22 protein-coding genes are annotated in these 18,349 nt (G+C 71.2%); 7 read left to right on the forward strand and 15 right to left on the reverse strand.

Annotated features, from left to right (window positions below; translation table 11 throughout):
* Window position 1 precedes the first annotated feature (1 nt).
* Together mltG and MTP10_RS13310 are read right to left on the reverse strand one after the other, a co-directional pair.
* Window positions 2-976: an endolytic transglycosylase MltG gene (gene mltG, locus MTP10_RS13305; protein ID WP_310709439.1), complete on the reverse strand. Its 975-nt coding sequence runs from the start codon at window positions 974-976 to the stop codon at window positions 2-4.
* A complete protein-coding gene (locus MTP10_RS13310) occupies window positions 973-1,485 on the reverse strand; it encodes a SigE family RNA polymerase sigma factor (RefSeq protein WP_310709440.1) in 513 nt (170 codons plus the stop codon). The genes mltG and MTP10_RS13310 overlap by 4 nt, the downstream gene beginning before the upstream one ends.
* Before the next feature lie 281 nt (window positions 1,486-1,766).
* Between MTP10_RS13310 and MTP10_RS13315 the strand changes: the two genes are divergently transcribed.
* Entirely contained in the window at window positions 1,767-2,447 is a 681-nt protein-coding gene (locus MTP10_RS13315; RefSeq protein WP_310709441.1) for an SDR family oxidoreductase, read from the forward strand.
* Window positions 2,448-2,672: 225 nt separating this feature from the next.
* On the opposite strand, the gene MTP10_RS13320 is transcribed toward MTP10_RS13315, so the two are convergent.
* A complete protein-coding gene (locus MTP10_RS13320; protein ID WP_310709442.1) occupies window positions 2,673-3,044 on the reverse strand; it encodes a nuclear transport factor 2 family protein in 372 nt (123 codons plus the stop codon).
* 58 nt (window positions 3,045-3,102) lie between these two features.
* On the opposite strand from MTP10_RS13320, the gene MTP10_RS13325 reads away from it, so the two are divergent.
* Entirely contained in the window at window positions 3,103-4,062 is a 960-nt protein-coding gene (locus MTP10_RS13325) for an RNA polymerase subunit sigma-70 (protein ID WP_310709443.1), read from the forward strand.
* Here MTP10_RS13325 and MTP10_RS13330 read toward each other — a convergent pair.
* The 3 genes from MTP10_RS13330 to MTP10_RS13340 form a co-directional block, all read right to left on the reverse strand.
* Window positions 4,038-4,424 (reverse strand): VOC family protein, encoded by a 387-nt coding sequence (locus MTP10_RS13330; RefSeq protein WP_310709444.1) that lies wholly within the window; start codon window positions 4,422-4,424, stop codon window positions 4,038-4,040. The genes MTP10_RS13325 and MTP10_RS13330 overlap by 25 nt on opposite strands.
* 65 nt (window positions 4,425-4,489) lie before the next feature.
* Window positions 4,490-5,026 (reverse strand): phosphatase PAP2 family protein, encoded by a 537-nt coding sequence (locus tag MTP10_RS13335; protein WP_310709445.1) that lies wholly within the window; start codon window positions 5,024-5,026, stop codon window positions 4,490-4,492.
* Window positions 5,027-5,259: 233 nt separating this feature from the next.
* Complete coding sequence (locus MTP10_RS13340) at window positions 5,260-5,760, reverse strand: MFS transporter (protein ID WP_310709446.1); 501 nt, start codon at window positions 5,758-5,760, stop codon at window positions 5,260-5,262.
* A 44-nt stretch (window positions 5,761-5,804) separates the two neighbouring features.
* On the opposite strand from MTP10_RS13340, the gene MTP10_RS13345 reads away from it, so the two are divergent.
* Window positions 5,805-5,906, forward strand: a complete 102-nt coding sequence (locus tag MTP10_RS13345) for a transposase (protein WP_397334456.1) — start codon at window positions 5,805-5,807, stop codon at window positions 5,904-5,906.
* A 74-nt stretch (window positions 5,907-5,980) separates the two neighbouring features.
* Here MTP10_RS13345 and MTP10_RS13350 read toward each other — a convergent pair whose 3' ends face one another.
* Both MTP10_RS13350 and MTP10_RS13355 read right to left on the reverse strand, forming a co-directional pair.
* Window positions 5,981-6,799 carry an NAD(P)H-binding protein gene (locus tag MTP10_RS13350; protein ID WP_310709447.1) on the reverse strand — a complete coding sequence of 273 codons (819 nt, stop codon included), beginning with the start codon at window positions 6,797-6,799 and terminating at the stop codon, window positions 5,981-5,983.
* Entirely contained in the window at window positions 6,796-7,434 is a 639-nt protein-coding gene (locus tag MTP10_RS13355) for a TetR family transcriptional regulator (RefSeq protein ID WP_310709448.1), read from the reverse strand. The genes MTP10_RS13350 and MTP10_RS13355 overlap by 4 nt, the downstream gene beginning before the upstream one ends.
* Window positions 7,435-7,547: 113 nt before the next feature.
* On the opposite strand from MTP10_RS13355, the gene MTP10_RS13360 reads away from it, so the two are divergent.
* Complete coding sequence (locus tag MTP10_RS13360; protein ID WP_310709449.1) at window positions 7,548-7,895, forward strand: DUF305 domain-containing protein; 348 nt, start codon at window positions 7,548-7,550, stop codon at window positions 7,893-7,895.
* A 21-nt stretch (window positions 7,896-7,916) separates the two neighbouring features.
* On the opposite strand, the gene MTP10_RS13365 is transcribed toward MTP10_RS13360, so the two are convergent.
* The 5 genes from MTP10_RS13365 to MTP10_RS13385 are packed head-to-tail and all read right to left on the reverse strand — an operon-like array spanning window position 7,917 to window position 11,759.
* Window positions 7,917-8,483, reverse strand: a complete 567-nt coding sequence (locus tag MTP10_RS13365) for a DUF1707 domain-containing protein (RefSeq protein WP_310709450.1) — start codon at window positions 8,481-8,483, stop codon at window positions 7,917-7,919.
* The gene (locus tag MTP10_RS13370; protein ID WP_310709451.1) at window positions 8,480-9,283 is read right to left on the reverse strand and encodes an ABC transporter permease; all 804 of its coding nucleotides are present in this window, start codon (window positions 9,281-9,283) and stop codon (window positions 8,480-8,482) included. Before MTP10_RS13370 ends, MTP10_RS13365 begins: the two co-directional genes overlap by 4 nt.
* Entirely contained in the window at window positions 9,280-10,245 is a 966-nt protein-coding gene (locus MTP10_RS13375; RefSeq protein WP_310709452.1) for an ATP-binding cassette domain-containing protein, read from the reverse strand. Before MTP10_RS13375 ends, MTP10_RS13370 begins: the two co-directional genes overlap by 4 nt.
* Before the next feature lie 2 nt (window positions 10,246-10,247).
* On the reverse strand, window positions 10,248-11,123 hold the full coding sequence (locus tag MTP10_RS13380; RefSeq protein ID WP_310709453.1) for a DUF4097 family beta strand repeat-containing protein: 876 nt from the start codon (window positions 11,121-11,123) through the stop codon (window positions 10,248-10,250).
* 57 nt (window positions 11,124-11,180) lie between these two features.
* On the reverse strand, window positions 11,181-11,759 hold the full coding sequence (locus MTP10_RS13385; RefSeq protein ID WP_310709454.1) for a hypothetical protein: 579 nt from the start codon (window positions 11,757-11,759) through the stop codon (window positions 11,181-11,183).
* A 237-nt stretch (window positions 11,760-11,996) separates the two neighbouring features.
* On the opposite strand from MTP10_RS13385, the gene MTP10_RS13390 reads away from it, so the two are divergent.
* Window positions 11,997-13,244, forward strand: coding sequence for a phosphotransferase (locus tag MTP10_RS13390; RefSeq protein WP_310709455.1), 1,248 nt, complete (start codon window positions 11,997-11,999; stop codon window positions 13,242-13,244).
* Window positions 13,245-13,499: 255 nt separating this feature from the next.
* Window positions 13,500-16,652, forward strand: a complete 3,153-nt coding sequence (locus tag MTP10_RS13395; RefSeq protein WP_310709456.1) for a BTAD domain-containing putative transcriptional regulator — start codon at window positions 13,500-13,502, stop codon at window positions 16,650-16,652.
* Here the strand turns inward: MTP10_RS13395 and MTP10_RS13400 are convergent.
* The gene (locus MTP10_RS13400; protein ID WP_310709497.1) at window positions 16,636-17,331 is read right to left on the reverse strand and encodes an ABC transporter permease; all 696 of its coding nucleotides are present in this window, start codon (window positions 17,329-17,331) and stop codon (window positions 16,636-16,638) included. The genes MTP10_RS13395 and MTP10_RS13400 overlap by 17 nt on opposite strands.
* Between MTP10_RS13400 and MTP10_RS13405 the strand changes: the two genes are divergently transcribed.
* On the forward strand, window positions 17,270-17,407 hold the full coding sequence (locus MTP10_RS13405; protein ID WP_310709498.1) for a hypothetical protein: 138 nt from the start codon (window positions 17,270-17,272) through the stop codon (window positions 17,405-17,407). The two genes, MTP10_RS13400 and MTP10_RS13405, sit on opposite strands and share 62 nt — an antisense overlap.
* On the opposite strand, the gene MTP10_RS13410 is transcribed toward MTP10_RS13405, so the two are convergent.
* Window positions 17,394-18,338 (reverse strand): ATP-binding cassette domain-containing protein, encoded by a 945-nt coding sequence (locus tag MTP10_RS13410; protein WP_310709457.1) that lies wholly within the window; start codon window positions 18,336-18,338, stop codon window positions 17,394-17,396. The two genes, MTP10_RS13405 and MTP10_RS13410, sit on opposite strands and share 14 nt — an antisense overlap.
* Window positions 18,339-18,349: the final 11 nt, after the last annotated feature.

An 18,349-nucleotide genomic window follows, 5' to 3' on the forward strand; every position in this document is an offset into this window, starting at 1 on the left:
GTCAGGACGTGCCCTTGCGCTTCTGCCGCAGGCCCTCGAGCAGCCGGAGGTATTCCGCCTGGGAGCCGATGAACCTGGTCTCGCCCGTCGCCGGATCGACCGCCACGTAGTACAACCACGGGCCGGTGGCCGGGTGCAGCGCCGCCTCGATGGCGGCCCGGCCCGGGTTGCCGATGGGGCCGGGCGGCAGGCCGGGGAAGCGATAGGTGTTGTACCTCGACCGGCTCCGGAGCTCCTCGTTCGTGGCCTGGGTGGCGTACTTGCCCAGGGCGTACAGGAGAGGGCTGTCCACCTGGAGCCTCATCGGCGGCTTGTGGCCCAGGCGGTTGTAGATCACCCGTGCGATCTTCGGCATGTCGGCCGTGCGGGCCGCCTCCGCCTGCACGATGCTGGCGATGATCATGATCTCCCGGGGGGTACGGCCGGCGCGGCGGGCGGCGTCCTCCAGGTGGACCTCGTCGGCGGTCCGGCGGAAGCGCGTCACCATCGAGGCGAGGACCTCCTCGGCACTCGATCCCGGCGAGATCCGGTAGGTGTCGGGGAAGGCGAATCCCTCCAGCCGTCCCTTCGCGTAGGAGGGCAGGCCGAGCGCCGCGCCGTTCCGTGACGCCCGCTCGAACTCGGCCAACGGCCTGCCGGTGGCGCGCGCGAGCCGCGGCAGGACGTCGACGAGCCGGAGCCCGTCCTGCACGGGCACCAGGACCTCCGGCCGGTCGGGCTCCGGGCTCGTGGACGCCCGCCCGGAGCCCCCCGTGGCGGGAACCGCGCCAGGGACCGCCTCCCCGCCGGCCAGCCCCCGGACCGCGACCGTCGAACCGGCGGCCAGCACCGCGACGGCGGCCGCGGCCGCCAGTGCCACTCCACGGGACCCGCGCCGGCGACCGCCCACCGCCTGGAGGAAGCGCGCCGGCGGGGGCGGCGGGTGCTCGTGCGCCATGTCGGCCAGGGTGTCGCGCAGCACATCCTCGATCTTCATCCGAACTCCCTCACAGCACTCAGTTCGGGCGCAGCCTGCTTCAGGCGCTCCAGTGACCGGTAGATCTGGCTGCGCACCGACCCGACCCTGACCCCGAGCAACCGGGCGATCTCGGTCTCCGACAGGTCCTCGAAGTAGCGCAGCACGAGCATGGTGCGCTGGCGAGGCGTGAGCCGGGCCAGCGCCGCGCGCATCACCAAACGCAGGTCCACGACGTCGGCGTGCTCGCCGCCGGCCTGGTCGGGCAGCCACCCGGTGGAGACCTCCGTGACCCGGGAACGGCGCCGCCACCGGCTCACCTGCTCGTGGTACATGGCGCGCCGGACGTACCCCTCGATGGCCCCGCGGTCCCGCAGTCCCCTCCACCGCGCGGCCGTCTTGGCCAGGGCCGACTGCACCAGGTCCTCGGCCGCGTGCCGGTCGCCGGTCAGCAGGTACGCGGTACGGAACAACGCCGCTGACCGCTCGACGACGAACTGCCGGAAGTCCGCCTCAAATCCTGGATCCACCCGTCCTCCTCGCCATGTCACCATGCAAGGACGCACCCGGGACGCCGATCTATGCCTCCGTGGCCCGGCTCAGGTCAGGCTGGCCCGCGGAGGCCCTGTCCGGCGTGGACGCGTGGCTCACCATGCTGGACGGGCGCGTCGCCCACCGCTCCACCGGGAACCGACCCGCGTGCCCATAACCGGCGGCTATCGGCCCAGCTATTGGACATCCGAAATCCACTGCCTCAGGATGATCACGTCCGGCACAAGGCCGGGCCGCAGGTCATCGAGGGGAGCCGGTGATGATCGCACTGGTCACGGGCGCGAACCGGGGCATCGGGCGGGAGGTGTGCCGCCAGCTCGCCGCGGCCGGCCATACCGTCGTGCTCACCGCCCGTTCCCTGCAGCCGGCCACCGCCGCGGCCGCCGAGCTCGGCCCTGACGTGCACCCTCTGGTGCTGGACGTCACCTCCGAGGAGAGCGTCGCACGGGCGGCCGAGGCGGTCGCCGAGCGGTTCGGGCGCCTGGACGCACTGGTCAACAACGCCGCCATCACCTACGACACCTGGCAGCGCGCCGAGAACGCCGACCTGGACGTGGTGCGGGAGGCGGCCGAGACCAACCTGTACGGGCCGTGGCGGATGGTCCAGGCGTTCCTGCCGCTGCTGCGCGCCGGCGGGCATGCGCGGGTGGTCAACGTCTCCAGCGAGGCCGCCTCGCTGACCGGCATGGGCGGCGGCACGCCCGCGTACACCACCACCAAGGTGGCGCTCAACGCCCTGACCCGCATGCTCGCCGCCGAGCTGCGCGCCGACGGCATCCTCGTCAACGCGGTCTGCCCGGGCTGGGTGGCCACCGACATGGGTGGGGCCGGCGGGCGTCCGGTCGCCGACGGCGCGGCCGGAGTGGTGTGGGCCGCCACCCTGCCCGACAACGGCCCGACCGGCGGCTTCTTCCGCGACGGCCGTCCCCTGCCGTGGTGATCCTCCCTCAGGCGCTGGTGGCGGCCCGTTGTTGTCGGTGGCCGGGCCTGGGGTGAGGCGACGCGGGATCCGCGACGAGAATCTTGAGGCCCCATGACGACCCTGCCCGATCGCCCAACACGGCGTTGCTGGTCATCGACGTGTCTGGGTGCAGCACTCCGACGACAACATCAAGCGGGACAGTGAGAGCCGGCAGTGGGTGCCGGAGCTGGTCCGCCTCGTCGATCACGGGCCGGACAGCCGCCGCCGGAACTCGTCGAACGGCGTGCGGTCGAACACGAACCGGTTATAGACGATCTTCCCGTCGCGGACCGTGACGCACTCGGCTGCCGGAGCGCTCTTGGCCGGGATCGTTTCGGCGTCGTACATCAGCAGGGCCGTGTCGTCGTCCCCGAACGCGGCGATCAGCTCCGCCCTGACGAGGAACCGCTCCGCGAAGGGCGCCAGGAACTCCCGGTACGCCTGGATGCCGGCGATCCGTCCCGCCGGAGCGTCCAGCACCACGTCGTCGGCGATGTACCTCATCGCCCCGTCGAGGTCCTTGCCGGTCCAGGCGCGGTGGTGGGCCAGCGCGATCTGCAATGCTGTGCTGGTCATGATGTCTCCTTCCGATGCTGCATGTAGTGACACCGGCGACCCGCGAAACGGAACGGTCGTGGCGGAAATCGCGTTCGACGAGTTGGTGGCAGCCCACCGGCATGAGCTGCTGCTGCACTGTTACCGGCTGCTCGGCTCGCTGACCGACGCGGAGGACCTGCTGCAGGAGACGCTGCTGGCGGCTTGGCGCGGCCTGGACGGGTTCCAGGGGCGCGCGTCGTTGCGGTCGTGGCTGTACCGCATCGCCACCAACCGCTGCCTCAACGCGCTGCGCGACCGCGGCCGGCGGAGCCCGCCCGTACCGGTTCCGCCGTTCCAGCCGCCCGAGCCCAGCCGTCTCGGCGACGTGCCGTGGCTGCAGCCGTACCCGGACACGCTGCTGGAGCACGTGCCCGACGCCCAGCCCGGCCCGGAAGCACGCTACACGGCACGGGAGGCGGTGGAGCTGGCGTTCGTCGCCGCGCTCCAGCGGCTCCCGCCGCGGCAGGCTGCCGTCCTCGTGCTCTGCGACGTACTCGGTTACCCGCTCGGAGAGGTCGCGCCGATGCTCGACGCCACGCCGAACGCCGTCAAGGGGCTGCTGCAGCGGGCGCGGACCTCGCTCGACCGGCACCGCCGCGACGTGCGCAGCCATGCGCCCACACCCGGGTCGGAACAGGAGCGCCATCTGGTCCGCCGCTTCGCCGAGGCGTTCACGACGGACGACATCGGCACGCTGGTCACCCTGCTCACCGACGACGCATGGCTGGCCATGCCTCCCGCCCCGCACGAGTACCACGGCGCCGCCGCGATCGCCGCGTTCCTGCGCGCCGGCGCCGCATGGCGCGCCGGACGGCGTCTGCTCCTGCGCCCCACCCGCGCCAACGGCCAGCCGGCGTTCCTGTGCCACTTCCACGGCACCACGGAACAACCCGCCGGGATCATCGTGCTCACGCTCACCGGCGACCGCCTCCACGGCATCACCCGGTTCCTGGACGACCGGCTACAGCGGCATCACGAGGCCCCGCCGGAGCCGTAGGGACGGGTGATGATCTCCAGGCTGTGGCCGTCGGGGTCGGACCAGTACAGGCCGCGGCCGCCGTCGTTGGTGTTGATCCGTCCCGGCTCGCGATGGAACGGGTCGGCCCAGAACTGCAGCCCGCGCTCCTTGATCCGGCTCCAGATCTCGTCGAACTCCTCCTCGGTCACGAGGAACGCGTAGTGCTGTGGATGAACGGTTTCGGCCTGGGCGACGTCGAGGGAGATGCCGTTGGCCATGTCCACGACGCGGAAGGGGCCGAAGAGGGACGCGGGTGGCAGCCCCAGGAGGTCGGTGAGGAACCGGGCGGTCTCCTCCCGGTCACGTGCGTGAACGATGGTGTGGTTCAGCTGCACCGGCATGTCGTTCTCCTTACGCGGCCCGATCTGGTCCGCCCTGGTTGTCCTGCCCGTTGGAGGCGGCGGGCTCACCGCGCTCGCGCCGAGGAAGCCGGGGATCCTGCCAGACGCCGGACGCTCCACCCGCACAGGCTCCCGACGACGGCCCCGGCCACGACGTCGGAGAGGTGGTGCACGCCTGTGTGCACCCGTGAATAGGCGACGGCCACGGCCGCCACCCGCACCGGGACCCGGACGGCCGGCTTGGCCACCCCCAGGGCGGAGGCGAAGGCGAACGCGGACGCGGCATGCCCCGAGGGGAACGACGTCGAGGTCGGACGCCGTACCCATCGCGAGAGCAGCGCCGGACGGTGATCCGCCGGAGCCGGCCGCCGGCGCCCGGCCAGCGGCTTGAGACACAGATTCGTCAACGCCGACGCCACCCCGATCGCCAGCACCCCCTGACGGGCCGCCCGCCGGCCTTGCCTGCCTCCCAGGACCGCCATCACGGCCGCGGTCAGCAGCCAGAGCCGTGAGTGGTCGGCCGCGTTGGACGCACCCACCAGCAGCCGGTCGAGGCCGGGTGTCGGCGTCCCCGCGACGGCGTCGAACACGGCCCGGTCCACGGCGCCCACCTTCGTCCACAGATCCGTCGTCCACCGCGCACGACCTGCGCCGCTGCCCCTTTTCCGCATCGCCGCCTCCCTTCGCGCGCGCACCAGCGAACTCCTCATGAACGACTGCTTACCGTAGGCATGCCTGCGAAAACCGCACCCCGGCACCGACTGCTCCCCTGTCCCCGCTGGACCCGGCGATTCCGCGTGGAGGCGTGTCCGCCTCCACGCGGTCCGGTGCCGGCTCAGGACTTGAGGGGCTGGGCGTCCGGCTGGGCGTCCGGCTGGACGTCCGCCACGACGGCCGGCTTGGGCCGGCGCATGAGGACGAGGACGAGCAGGCCGCCGGCGACCGCCACCACGGGGGCCCCGACGAAGGCGGCCTGGAAGCCGTCGGTGAGCCTGGGCAGGTTCCCCAGCTCGGCGGCGCCCTGGGAGGTGGCGACGGCGGTCATGACCGCCAGGCCGAGCGCCGATCCCACGTTGTAGGTGGTGTTGACGATGCCCGAGGCCGGCCCGCTCTCCTCCGGGCGCACCCCCGACATGGCCGCCATCATCGCCGGGATGTAGGCCAGGGACATGCCCACGGCGGCGACCAGCCAGTCCGGCAACACGTCGACGGCGAAGGCGCCGTCCGGCCGGACCAGCGACAGCGCCCCGACACCCGCCGCCAGCACGAGCAGGCCGAGCACGATGAGCGGCTTGGCCCCGAGGCGGCCGAGCAGCCGCGGGGTGACGGCGATCATGAAGATCATGATGGCGACCCGAGAAGCACGACCGCCGCGACGTTGTGGACGCGATCTGGTATTCGGTCGACAACGGCTGCCAATGGCGGGCCTTACCTACGGATTTCCCACCATGGCAGACAACGTATGGGTTCTTTCGCCGCTGAGCCAGGGCCGGCGTCGTTTGTCCTCGGCGTCGGCTTTCGCGTCCCGGCCGTCGTCCAGCAGGCCGTGAAGGCGGTCAGCGGAAGTCGGCGGCGTGGTCTTGCGCCCATTCCGCGAAGGTCTGGGCGGGTCGTCCGGTGAGCTTTTCGATGATGACGGAGGTCTCGGGGACGGTCTCGACGCCCGCCGCCCACCCGCGCATGACCGCCTCCACTCCGATCGCGGGCATCGTCCTGCCCAGGTCGGCCCGCGCCTGTTCGGGTGTGACCACCTCGATCGGGATCTTCCTGCCGATGGCCGTGCCGATGTGTCCGACCTGCTCGCGCAGGGTGAGCGCCTGCGGCCCGTACAACGTGTACGCCTGTCGTCCGTGCCCCCGCTCGGTCAGCGCCGTCACCGCGAGGGCGGCCATGTCCCGCTCACTGACGGGAGCCGTCATCGCCTCCGGGTACGGCAGTCGCACAGCCTCCCCATCCTTGATAGCCCGCGTCCACCACCACCGGGTGTTGGTCGCGAACATCCCCGGACGGATGAAGGTCCAGGACAGCCCCGACTCCTCCAGGGCCGACTCCACGATGCGATGGTCCCGGGCGATCGGATTACGGGCGGCGCCGGGCTGCACGACCGCCCCGGACGACAACAACACCACATGCCGCACCCCGGCCGAACGGGCAGCCGTCACGAACCCCTCGATGCCCGCGGGCTTGGCATAGAGGAAGACCTGCGAGGCGCCCTCCAGCGCGGCGGGCAACGTTTCCGGCATATCCAGATCCGCCACCACATGGGTGGTGTCCGGCGTCCTGCTCGTCAGCCGGACCGGCACGCCGGAAGCGGTCAGACCCTCGGCGACATGGCGGCCGACGTTCCCCCGGGCGCCGAAGACAACTGTGATCATAGGGTGGGCCTCTCCTGATCCTCGGTGAGCAGTTGGACGAGCTGGGTGCGCAGGACCTGCCGGGTCTCGAGTGACAGCGGGTCGCCGCCGAGGATGTCCCGGACCAGGTGCGGCATCGTGATGGGCGCGAAGATGATCGCGTAGGCGGCGAGGAGCGCGAACGCGGGGTCGAGCCCGGCGCGGATCTCGCCGTCCTCCTGGCGCCGGCGGGTCTTGTCCACCGACGCCGCCATCGCCTCCCGCTGCCGCTCCGCCTGCCGCCTGCCCTCCTCAGCGTCGACGAACGGGCAGTCGCCCAGTGCCTGCCAGACCACAAGCCTGGCCCAGTCGGGCCGATCGAGTGTCGCGTCGAGATGCGCGCCGAGGGACTCGGCGAACGACGCCCCAGGCGGGACGATCTCCGCCTGCACCTCCTGCCACCGGCGCCGGAGCTCGTCGAGCAGCCCCTGCTTGCCGCCGAAGTAGTAGGAGATGAGCTGCTGGTTGACGCCGGCCCGCGCGGCGATGCCTGCCGTCCGGGCCCCGGAGTAGCCCTTGGCCCCGAACTCGGCGACGGCCGCGGCGAGGATGCGCTCCCGCGTCCCGTTCGCCACCCGCTCGCGCTCGTCCGGCCGCGACTCCTCTGATGAAGGCATGCGGCACATACTACTCAATCAACTGATTGAATGAACCCTAGGGGATGCGCGCTCGGCAGCCATGGTGGTCACGTCGTCGATGGCGAGGGCCCGAACCCGGGCCCCGGGGACCTGTGCGGCAACTGGGGGCAGCGCACAGCGTCCCGCTCGAAGAGCACAAGAAGATCACTTGCGGGATCGAGAACACCCGCAAAGACGCCTTCGCCCGCCAAGACGCCACGCACCGCAAAAGCGCCACGCACCGCCAAGACGCCACGCACCGCAAAGGCGCCACGCACCGCAAAGGCGCCACGCACCGCAAAGACGCCACGCACCGCAAAGACGCTTTCCCGCACCACCACCAAGCGGTCGAGATGTCCGCGCTGGGCCGCACCCCTGCGAACGATCCCGAGGTGAAGGAGCCGGCCGCAAAGATCAAGGCGGCTCAGGACCCGGAGATCACGACCATGCAGGGCGGCTGAAGGAATAGGGCAAGCCCGCCTTCAGCGGTACGTTCTGAACCACGCCCGCCGGTAGCGGACCTTCAGGCGGCCGTACGCCATGCTGCCCGTGACGCGGACGTGCAGTCTCCCCGGACGCCTGCGCCCGGGCACTCTGGTGACCGCCTCACCCCATTCGAGTTCCACCCCGTCGATGTCCGCGGTAGCGCCGGCCGGCAGCAGGATCGTGGCGGAGCCGTACTGGAGCCGGAGGTCGATGTCGAGCTCCGGATGCTCGATGACGGCCTGGGACAGGTCGAGCGACACGCCGCCGTACTCGGACTCGATCCGCAGCTCACGTGGCACCCGCCAGTCACCTGTGCGCCTGACGCGCCCCTTGGTGGACTTGAGCCGGAGCACCTCGCCCGGGACATCGCCGGGCAGGTCGGCGACCGCCGCCGTCAGGTCGCCGTGGGAGCCGGCGGTGAGAGCGCGTTCGAGTCGCTCCTCCATCTCGCCGGAGCCGATCCGCCCGTCGGCGAACGCCTGCTGAACTCGCTGAACGATCTTGTCGCGTTCGTGATCGGAGACACGTACCTGCGGCTGCGAGGGGAAGGAGGGCGTCGTCATCGGCTGACCGCTCTCTTGTACAGGCGCGTGGCCAGCGGCACGAACACCACCAGGAGCAGCCCCGACCACAGCAGCGACGCCGTCACCGCGTGCTGGAGCGGCCACGCCCCGGACACGGGCAGCGCCGGGCTGGTGTTGCCGAAGAGCTCGCGCGTGGCCTGGATGATCGCGGAGACGGGGTTCCACTCGGCGACGGCACGCAGCGGACCCGGCAGCCGGGCGCTGTCCACGAACGCGTTGGAGAGGAAGACCAGCGGCATCGACACGACGGTGGCGATGTTGTTGAAGACCTCGGGCGTGCGCAGGGCCAGCGCCACCGTCGCCGTGACCCAGGAGAACGCGTAGGCGAACAGCAGCAGCAGGAGGAAGCCCAGGACGGCCTCGTGCGGCGCCGAGTGGATGCGCCACCCGACGATCAGTCCCATCACGGTCATCGCGATGATGCTGCTCACGTTCATCAGCACGTCGGACAAGGTCTGGCCGGTCAGCACCGCCGACGGCGCCATCGGCAGCGTGCGGAACCGGTCGAAGATGCCCTTCTGCAGGTCCAGGACCAGGGTGTAACCGGTGACCTGCGCGCTCATGACGACCGTCTGGACGAAGATCCCGGGGATCATGTACTCCTGGTAGGACATGCCCGGCACGTCGATCATGCTGCCGAAGACGTAGGCGAACAGCAGGACGAACACGATCGGAAGGATGATCACGCCGCCCAGCAGGTCCGGCGCCCGTTTGATCTTGAGAGCGTTGCGCTTGGTGACCGTCAGGCCGTCGGCGATCGCGATCTCGAGGGTGTTCATCGGCTGCGCTCCTTGGGGGTGTCGGTGGCCTGGTGTCCGGTCAGCGTCAGGAACACGTCGTCCAGCGTCGGTCGTCGCAGGCCGGCGTCGCGCACGGTGACACGCTCGGCTGCCAGCCCGGCCAGGGCGTCGGTGAGCGATGCGGCGCCGTGGGTCACCGGGACGGTCACCTGTAAGGCGATGGCGTCGATCTGGAGGTCTCCGACCGCCAGGGGCACGAGCACCCGGCGGGCGGTGTCGAGGTCCGCCGGGTTCGTCACCGCCAGCTCGATGCGATCTCCGCCGACCTGGTCCTTGAGCTCGTCGGCGGTGCCGAGCGCGATCACGCGGCCGTGGTCGACCACGGCGATCCGGTCGGCGAGCCGATCGGCCTCCTCCATGTACTGGGTGGTGAGGAGCAGCGTCGTACCGCCGGCGACGAGCTCGGCGATGACGTCCCAGAGCCCGGCGCGGGCTCGCGGGTCCAGGCCGGTCGTGGGCTCGTCGAGGAACAGCACCCGCGGGCCGGCGACCAGAGCTCCGGCCAGGTCGAGCCGGCGGCGCATGCCTCCGGAGTAGCCCTGCACGGGGCGGTCGCCCGCCTCGGTCAGGTCGAAGCGTTCCAGCAGCTCGCGCGCTCGCTGCTTGCTGCGCTTGGTGCCCAGGTGGTAGAGCCGCCCCACCATCTCCAGGTTCTCCGCGCCGGTGAGGTGGTCGTCGACGGCGGCGTACTGCCCGGACGCACCGATGTGGGAGCGCAGCCGCTGGGCGTCACGGACGACGTCGAAGCCCGCGACGGTGGCGCGGCCGGCATCCGGCGTCACCAGCGTGGTCAGGATCCGCACCGTCGTCGTCTTGCCGGCGCCGTTCGGCCCGAGCAGGCCTAACACCGTTCCCTCCGGGACCGACAGATCCAGCCCGTCCAGGGCCGTCACGTTGCCGTACCTCTTGACCAGGCCTTCGGCCACTATCGCGAGGGACATGATCATTCTCCTCTGCTGGGGTAGCCGGTCCGCGGCCGGCTACGGCGGATCACGATGTCGCCGTAGGACGTTCGAGCGCGCACCTCGACCGTCTCGTCGGTCCGGTCAGGGCCGTCGGAGGCGGCCAGGGAGACGTGCACGCTGCCGTACTCCGTCCTGGCGTCCAGGTAGGCGGCGGTGCCCTCGCGGATGCCCGCCTCGATCTCGCCGGAGGAGGTCTCCAGCACAGCCGTGCCGCGCGCCAGCTCGCCGATCCGGACGTCACCGGTCGCCGTCCTGGCGGCGACGCTCGCCTGCGCGCGGTCGACGGTGATGTCGCCGTAGGCCGTCTTCATGCGCAGGTCTCCGGTGACGTCGCCGAGCGTGATGTCGCCGTTGGCGGTCTTGATCACCGCCGAGCCGTCGATCTCGCGCACGCGGATTCCGCCGTTGGCCGTGGTGATGTCGGTGTGCCCGGTCGACCTGACCACGGTGATGTCGCCGTTGGCGGTGTTCAGCTGCAGATTGCCCGTCTCGTCGAGCCAGATGTCGCCGTCGGCGGTGTCGAACCTCGACTCGCCGAGACGGCCCTCGGCGCGGATGTCGCCCGTCGTTCTCGCGTCCACGCGGGAGCCCGCGGGCAGCTCGACCGTGACGTCCATGGAGCCGCCCTGCCAGAACCACGAGCGGATCGTGGGCTTGGGCGACTTCACCAGCAACCGGCCCTGGGCGTATTCCACCTGGGTCTGTGCCGCGCTCTGCACGGCGGCGTCGTCGGACGCGTCCTGCGGGCGTATCCCCACGACCGTGTCGGCGCGGTCGCCCGCGCGGATGCGGACGTCGGCGGCCATGAGGTCGATGGTGACGAAGATGGGTTCCGGGGTGTCGAAAGCCGGCATGGCGGTGCCCTCACGATGGGATGGCGAGTGGATCATGGCGGGGTGGGACCGGCCGGGCTAGCGCACCCAGCCGGTGTAGTGCCGCCCGGTCCCCGGCAGGTCCTGCGAGGCCCCGGGCCGGTCGGAGCGGGCGCCCACGTCGCCGGTCTCCAGCGCCGCGGACACCGCCCGGACCAGCCACGCGTTGACGGAGAGCCCGGCCCGGCCGGCCGCCTCCTCGATGCGCGGCTTGAGGTGGTCGGGGACGCGGAGCGAGATCCGCGACGTGCCGCCGTCATCGCTCTCCGGCGGCGCCTCCGCGACGGGCGCCCGGACGCCCATCGCGACCTCGACCGCTCCGGCCAGCGCGGTCCTCAGGCTGGTCCTCGGCTGCTCCTCGGCCGGCCGGTGGACCTGCGCCGGTGTCACGACGAAGTCGGGGTCACGCCCGCGCAGCCGCACGTCGACCGATCCCGGAGCGAGATCGCGGGTGATCTCGCCGGCGGCGGCCGACAGCGCGTCGAGCAGGGTGAGCCGTACGGCCGCCTCCAGGGGGGCGGTGAGACGCTCGGCGAGCGCGCGAGAGTCCGGGCCGCCCGCCTCGGCGGCGACCGTCAGCTCGCGGCGGAGGTTGTCGACGTACGGAGTGAGATCCATGACGCCATCATGGCGCCATTCTGACGCCATCGCAAGCCGGACGGGAGCTGATGATGACATCACCATGACGCCACCGATCCGACCCGCTGAATCCGCGGCACGCCGACGGTGTCGTGGCAGCGGTGGCCGAGCCGTGCCCGGGCATTTCCGGGAATGAAGGGGCCGGGGGAACCTGGGTGGGGATGGAGCCCCGGCCAGACGGTCGACCCCCGTACTCAGCGGTTCATACTGGAGCGCGTGATCGAGTTGGCGGCACGCGCGCGCGAGGCGTTCGGGTGGACTGACGACATCGTGGTGTCCGCCGGGCAACGGGGCGCGAGGGGGCAGATCTGGCGGCTGGAGGTCGGCCACGCGCGCTACGCGCTCAAGCAGATCTTCGCCGGCCCGCCGTCCGAGGCGCTGATCGAGGCGGAGCTGGCGTTCTCGCGCCAGGCGGCCGAGGCGGGGGTACGGCTGCCCGCGAGCCACCCCGATCGCGCGGGGCGTCACCTGATCGACGGGCCGGGAGGCACGTGGCTGCGCCTGTACGACTGGGTCGACCTGCGGCCCGTCGACCTGGCGGCTCCGTCCACCCCGCACGAGCTCGGCACACTGCTGGCCCGCCTGCACCGGTGCGCCCCCTCGGCCGCCGGCGAGCCCGTCCATCCCTGGTACGACCACGTCCCGGCCGCGCAAAAGTGGGAGGCGGCGCGCGCGTCGGGAGCGGAGTGGGCGGAACCGCTCGGCGAGCGGCTGGCCTCGTTCCCCGAGCTGTGCGCGGCCGTGGCGCCCGCGGACCCGGCCGGGCTGATCCTCTGCCATCGCGACCTGCACCCGGAGAACGTCCTGGCCGACGAGTCGGGCGCGCTGGTGGTCGTCGACTGGGACAACCTGGGGCCGGCAGCGCCGGGCAGGGAGCTGGCCCAGGCGCTGATCGACTGGTTCGGCGACGGCGCGGCCGACCTCGACGCCATGAGGCGGATGTACGAGGCGTACGTGCGCGCGGGCGGGCCGGGCCGCGTCACCGAGCCGGCCGACTTCTCGATGCTCGTGGCCACCCGGCTCAACTTCCTGCTCCTCCAGACGCGTCAGACGACCGAGTGGGCCGGACGCGAGATCGACCAGGCCCTGCGCATCATGCCGACCCCTGGGCAGCTCGCCGACGTGCTGGACCTGCTCACCCGGCCGCAGCACCGGCACCGAGCGGGCGAGCCTCGTGAACCGCGTGCTGCCGTTGCCGAGAAGATGTTCTGCACGCTAGGCGGCGAACACATTGGCGAAGAATCCGATCGCCGCGAACACGACCGCCAGAACCACCGCCCAGATCAGGCTGAGCCCCAGCAGGGAAAGCGTGAAGGCATGCGCCCCCGCTATCGCCACCATGAGGAAGAAAGCACCGGCGTCGGAATCCAGTTTCTCCCAGGACATGAAAACCAGGAAGCCGGCGATGAGGCCCGTCACCATGGTCAGGACCGCAACTCCGGTCACACTCCAGAAGCCGGGTGAGGCGGAGTCGGCGCCTTTCGGGCTCCGGTCATCCGCATTCGGGACGTACTGCGTGACCGTGACCACGGGAGTGGCCCCCGGGGTCCCGGCGGCGACTTCCTTGTCGTGCTCGAATGCGAGGACGGCCACGATCACGCCGACAACCGCCACGACAAGGGCCAGAACAGCGGCAGCCTCAGCGTAGACGGTGAGTCGTCGTGGCCCGCCTCCGACGGCATCGCCGGGCCAGTCGGTCGTCGCCACGGTTCGGACATAATGACCGATGTGCGAGTCGAACTGCTGGGACCCTTCGAGGTCCGGAACCGTGATGGGGCCCCGGTGGAGGTTCCCGGGATTCGGCTGCGCGCACTGCTCGCCGCCCTCGCCCTCGAACCCGGCCGGATCGTCACGCGTGCGCGGCTGGTGGACTGGATCTGGGGGCAACAGCCGCCCGCGGACGAAGCGAATGCCTTGCAGGCGTTGGTGTCCCGGCTGCGCAGGGCGCTGCCGGACGGTGTGATCGAGGCGGATTCCGGTGGGTACCGGCTGGCCGTGGCTCCTGATGCCGTGGACGCGTGCCGGTTCGAGCACCTGGTCGGTCAGGCCCGTGCCGCCGAGCCGGCGGCACGGGCGGATCTGCTGCGCTCGGCCTTGGCATTGTGGCGCGGTACGGCCATGGCCGACATCGCGCTGCGAGGCAGCGACGCGTTCGACGCCGTGGTCACGCGCCTGGACGAGCTCTACGTCGCCGCGCTCGTGGATCGGGTGGACGCGGACGTCCGCCTCGGCCGCGGCTCGGAGCTGATCTCCGAGCTGACCGAGCTGGTCGCCACGTACCCGCTGCGGGAGGGGTTCGTGGCCGCCCTGATGCGGGCGCTCGCCGAGGCGGGGCGTGGGACCGAGGCCTTGACCGTGTACCAGCGGACGCGCGAGCTGCTCGCCGAGGAGTTGGGCGTCGATCCGTCGGCCGAGCTCTCCGCGCTGCACACCGCGTTGCTGCGCGGCGAGCTGGGCGAGCGGGCGGAGAACCGCAGGACGAACCTGCGCGCCGAGCTGACGAGTTTCGTCGGCAAGGACGATGACATCTCCGCGGTCGCCGCTCTGGCCGTCAAGCACCGGCTGGTCACCTTGACGGGGCCCGGCGGCTCCGGCAAGACAAGGCTTGCCACGGAGACCGCGCGGACCATGCTCACCGAGCTGCCGGACGGGGCGTGGCTGGTCGAGCTGGCTTCGGTGCGGGCAGGAGGTGAGCTGGCGCAGGCCGCGCTCACCGCGATCGGCCTGCGTGACCAGGCACTGCTCGGTGGCGCGCGGGGCGGGGAACCGATGGATCGGCTCATCGCCGCGGTCCGGGAGCGCGCGATCCTGCTGGTCCTGGACAACTGCGAGCACATGATCGAGGCGGCCGCGGCCTTCGCGGATCGGCTGCTGGGCGAGTGCCGGAGGTTGCGGATCCTGGCCACGAGCAGGGAGCCACTCGGCATCACCGGGGAGGTGCTGTGGCAGGTCGAGCCACTCGCGCTGCCCGCCGAGGGAGCGGACTCCCCCGAGGTCGCTTCCTCGCCCGCGGTGCGGCTGCTGCGGGACCGCGCGGGTCTGGTGCGCAAGGACATCGGCTCCGACGCGCAGACCATGTCGGCCATGGCGCGGATCTGCCGGGCGCTCGACGGGATGCCGCTGGCGATCGAACTGGCCGCGGCACGGCTGCGCTCCATGTCCGTCGATCAGCTGGCACGCCGGCTCGATGACCGATTCCGTCTGTTGACCAGCGGCAGCCGTACGGTGCTCGCCCGGCACAAGACGCTGCGCGCGGTCGTGGACTGGAGCTGGGATCTGTTGACCGAGGCCGAACGGGGAGTGCTGCGGCGGCTCTCGGTGTTCTCCGGCGGGGTGAGTCTGGAAGCGGCCGAGCGGGTGTGCGGGGACGAGGCGCTCGCCGGGGAGCAGGTGTTCGACGTGCTGAGCGCGTTGATCGAGAAGTCGCTTCTGCTCGCCGACGGCGAGGACACGCCGCGCTACCGGCTGCTCAACACCATCAGGGAATACGCGGCGCACCGGCTGGCCGAAGCCGGGGAGACCGAGCCGGCGCGCCGGGCGCATCTCGCCTACTTCACCGAGCTGGCCGAGACGGCCGACCCGCACCTGCGCCGGGCCGAGCAGCTGGAATGGCTGTCCACGCTCGAGGCCGAGCACGACAACATCAGCGCGGCCCTGCGCGGGGCGATCGCCGGGGGATGGGCCCAGGAGGCGATGCGGCTGGTCGCCGCCGCGGGCTGGTACTGGTACCTCAGTGGGCACCGGGCCGAGGGCGCCGAGTTGAGCATCGCGGCGGCCTCGCTGCCCGGTGAGGTGTCCGATGAGGTGCGGTCGATGGCGTACCTCATGGTGACGATATTCGTGACCTCCGGGGTCAGCGGCGATCAGTATCAGGCGCGGGAGTGGATCCAGGAGGCGCACCGGCTCGCCCAGCGCAGTGAGTCCCGCCGGCCGCTGCTCGGGTTCGTCGCGCTGCTGGAGCGGACGCTGCAGGGCCCGACGGAGCTCCTGCCCGCGTTCGAGCCGCTCATCGCCGACGACGATCCGTGGGTGCGCGCGCAGGCCAGGCTCACTCGTGGCCGGTTCCGGCTCACGCTCGGCGGCGACGAGACCGACGTGGACATCGACGGCGAGATCGCCCTTGCCGAGTTCCGCACGCTGGGCGACCGGGTGGGGATCTCGTACGCGCTGACCTTCCTGGCCGATCGGCTCGCCATGCGCGGCGAGTTCGCACGCGCGTGTGAGCACTACGAAGAGGCGGTCGTGGCGCTGACCGAGGTCGGCGCGACCGAGGACGTGGTGGGCATGCGGGCGCGGCTGGCTCAGCTGTACTGGCTGCTCGGCGATGAGCGATCCAGCACCTCCGCCATGGCGGAAGCACAGCGGATCGCCGACCGGATCGTCTGGCCGGACGCGCTCGCGGAGCTGGCGCTCTCGAAGGCGCAGCTGGCGCGCTGGCGCGGCGAGCCGGACCAGGCACACCAGCACCTGGCCACGGTGCGGGCGGTGCTGGGCGACGCCGACATGGTCGACTCCCTCCGCGCCGCGACCATGGACCTGTACGGCTACCTCACCGAGGATCTCGACGAGGCCCGCGCGCATCGGACCGAGGCGTTCCGCGCGGCGGTGGAGCGCGCGTTCCCCCCCACGCTCGCCGAGGTGTTGGTCGGGATCGCGGATCTCGCGCTGCGCCAGGGAGAGTACGAGCAGGCGGTGCGACTGCTGGCGGCGAGCGACGGCGTGCGCGGCACGCCGGATCGTTCGCACCCGGACGTTTCCAGGATCGCCGCGGACACGCGGAATCGCCTCGGCGAAACCGTGTTCACCGAGGCGACCCGCGACGGGCAGCGGCGGGATTGGCGGGAGCTGGCCGAGATCACGCTCGCTTCGTGAACGTCGCCCGCGCCCACAAGTAGCCGACCAGCGTGAGCCCCGCACACCAGGCGATCGCCGTGATGGCCGAGCCCGCCGACGGGGTGCCGGTCAGCAGCCCGCGCAGGGTTTCGATGATCGGGGTGAACGGCTGGTACTCCGCGAACTCCCGCACGCCCGGTCCCATCCTGTCGGCCGGCACGAATGCGCTGCTCAAGAAGGGGAGCAGCATCAGCGGGACACCGAGGATGCCCGCGCTCTCCGGCGACTTCGCCGCCAGGCCGGCCGCGACGGTCAGCCAGCTGATCGCCAGTGCCGCCAGCACGACGATGCCGATCGCGCCGAGCCACTCCGGGAAACCCGCCGACGGGCTGAATCCCATCAGGAACGCGACCCCGATGACGAGCGTGATGGCCACCAGGGTCCGCAGCATGGTCGCGATCACGTGCGCGTTCAGCACCGCGGCCCGTGACACGTGCATGACCCGAAGCCGGTTGATGAATCCGGTGGTCATATCGGAATTCACTCCCGTCGCGGTGGGGCCGATTCCGTAGCCGATGGTCATGATGATCAACCCTGGCGTGGCGTAGTCGACGTAGCCGGTACCGACGCTGAATCCGCCGCCCATGACGTACACCATGAGGAACATCAGGAAGATCGGCATGATGATGGCGTTGAGCAGTGTCAGCGGATTTCGCATCGTGTGCCGGAAGTTGCGCCGCAACATGGTCGCGGAGTCCGCCAGGGAAGCTGAGATGGCATTCATCGGGCGCTGACCTCCTTGTTCTCGTGGCCGGTGAGGGCGAGGAAGACGTCATCCAGGTCCGGCGTATGCACCGACAGTTCCTCGACCTCTATGGAATGCGCGTCGAGCCGGTCGAGCAGCGCGCGCAACGACCTCACCCCGCCGTCGCCGGGAACACGCAGGGTCAGCTCCTCGTCGTCCCTCGTGGACCCGTGCAGGACCCGCGCCGCGACGTCGAGCTCGTGCCGAGCGGTGAACCGCAGCCGGACATGGCTGCCGGGAACCCGGCGCTTGAGCTCGTCGGCGGTGCCCTCGGCGACCAGGCGGCCCTGGTCGAGTACGGCGATGCGGTCGGCGAGCTCGTCGGCCTCCTCGAGATACTGGGTGGTGAGGAAGATCGTCGTGCCGTCGGCGACCAGCTCCCGGATGATCTCCCACATGGTGCGGCGGCTGCGCGGGTCGAGTCCCGTCGTGGGCTCGTCCAGGAAGATGATCCGCGGCTCGCCGACGAGCGTCATGGCGAGGTCCAGCTTGCGGCGCATGCCGCCGGAGTAGGACGCCGCCGGCTTACCGGCCGCTTCCACCAGGTCGAACCGGTCGAGCAGCCGGGCGGCGATGCGTTTGCCCTCCGCCTTGGGCAGATGCAGGAGATCCGCCATCAGCGTCAGGTTCTCCTCACCGGTGAGCAGGTCGTCCACCGAGGCGAACTGCCCGGTGACCCCGATCGCCGCGCGTACGGCCTTGGTCTCCGTGGTCACGTCGTGCCCCGCGACGACCACCTTCCCGGCGTCGGGGGCCAGCAGCGTGGTCAACACGTTCACCGTCGTGGTCTTCCCCGCGCCGTTGGGCCCGAGCAGGGCGAAGATCGTGCCGGTCCGGACATCCAGGTCGATGCCGTCGAGCACGGTCTTGTCCTTGTACGCCTTCCGCAGCCCCGAGGCCGCGATCGCTGAACCGTTCATGGCGTCCACGA

Source organism: Nonomuraea sp. 3-1Str, assembly GCF_031570565.1.
Classification (GTDB): domain Bacteria; phylum Actinomycetota; class Actinomycetes; order Streptosporangiales; family Streptosporangiaceae; genus Nonomuraea.

Bases quoted from the DNA above. Each gene is read 5' to 3' on its own strand.
- MTP10_RS13400 (WP_310709497.1), bottom strand. From the start codon at position 17,331: ATGCGAAATCCGCTGACACTGCTCAACGCCATCATCATGCCGATCTTC.
- MTP10_RS13330 (WP_310709444.1), bottom strand. From the start codon at position 4,424: ATGCCGGTGCAGCTGAACCACACCATCGTTCACGCACGTGACCGGGAG.
- MTP10_RS13365 (WP_310709450.1), bottom strand. From the start codon at position 8,483: ATGACGACGCCCTCCTTCCCCTCGCAGCCGCAGGTACGTGTCTCCGAT.
- MTP10_RS13380 (WP_310709453.1), bottom strand. From the start codon at position 11,123: ATGCCGGCTTTCGACACCCCGGAACCCATCTTCGTCACCATCGACCTC.
- MTP10_RS13355 (WP_310709448.1), bottom strand. From the start codon at position 7,434: ATGCCTTCATCAGAGGAGTCGCGGCCGGACGAGCGCGAGCGGGTGGCG.
- MTP10_RS13320 (WP_310709442.1), bottom strand. From the start codon at position 3,044: ATGACCAGCACAGCATTGCAGATCGCGCTGGCCCACCACCGCGCCTGG.
- MTP10_RS13370 (WP_310709451.1), bottom strand. From the start codon at position 9,283: ATGAACACCCTCGAGATCGCGATCGCCGACGGCCTGACGGTCACCAAG.
- MTP10_RS13375 (WP_310709452.1), bottom strand. From the start codon at position 10,245: ATGTCCCTCGCGATAGTGGCCGAAGGCCTGGTCAAGAGGTACGGCAAC.
- MTP10_RS13385 (WP_310709454.1), bottom strand. From the start codon at position 11,759: ATGGATCTCACTCCGTACGTCGACAACCTCCGCCGCGAGCTGACGGTC.
- MTP10_RS13315 (WP_310709441.1), top strand. From the start codon at position 1,767: ATGATCGCACTGGTCACGGGCGCGAACCGGGGCATCGGGCGGGAGGTG.
- MTP10_RS13410 (WP_310709457.1), bottom strand. From the start codon at position 18,338: ATGAACGGTTCAGCGATCGCGGCCTCGGGGCTGCGGAAGGCGTACAAG.
- mltG (WP_310709439.1), bottom strand. From the start codon at position 976: ATGAAGATCGAGGATGTGCTGCGCGACACCCTGGCCGACATGGCGCAC.
- MTP10_RS13395 (WP_310709456.1), top strand. From the start codon at position 13,500: ATGACCGATGTGCGAGTCGAACTGCTGGGACCCTTCGAGGTCCGGAAC.
- MTP10_RS13405 (WP_310709498.1), top strand. From the start codon at position 17,270: ATGAGGAACATCAGGAAGATCGGCATGATGATGGCGTTGAGCAGTGTC.
- MTP10_RS13350 (WP_310709447.1), bottom strand. From the start codon at position 6,799: ATGATCACAGTTGTCTTCGGCGCCCGGGGGAACGTCGGCCGCCATGTC.
- MTP10_RS13340 (WP_310709446.1), bottom strand. From the start codon at position 5,760: ATGATCGCCGTCACCCCGCGGCTGCTCGGCCGCCTCGGGGCCAAGCCG.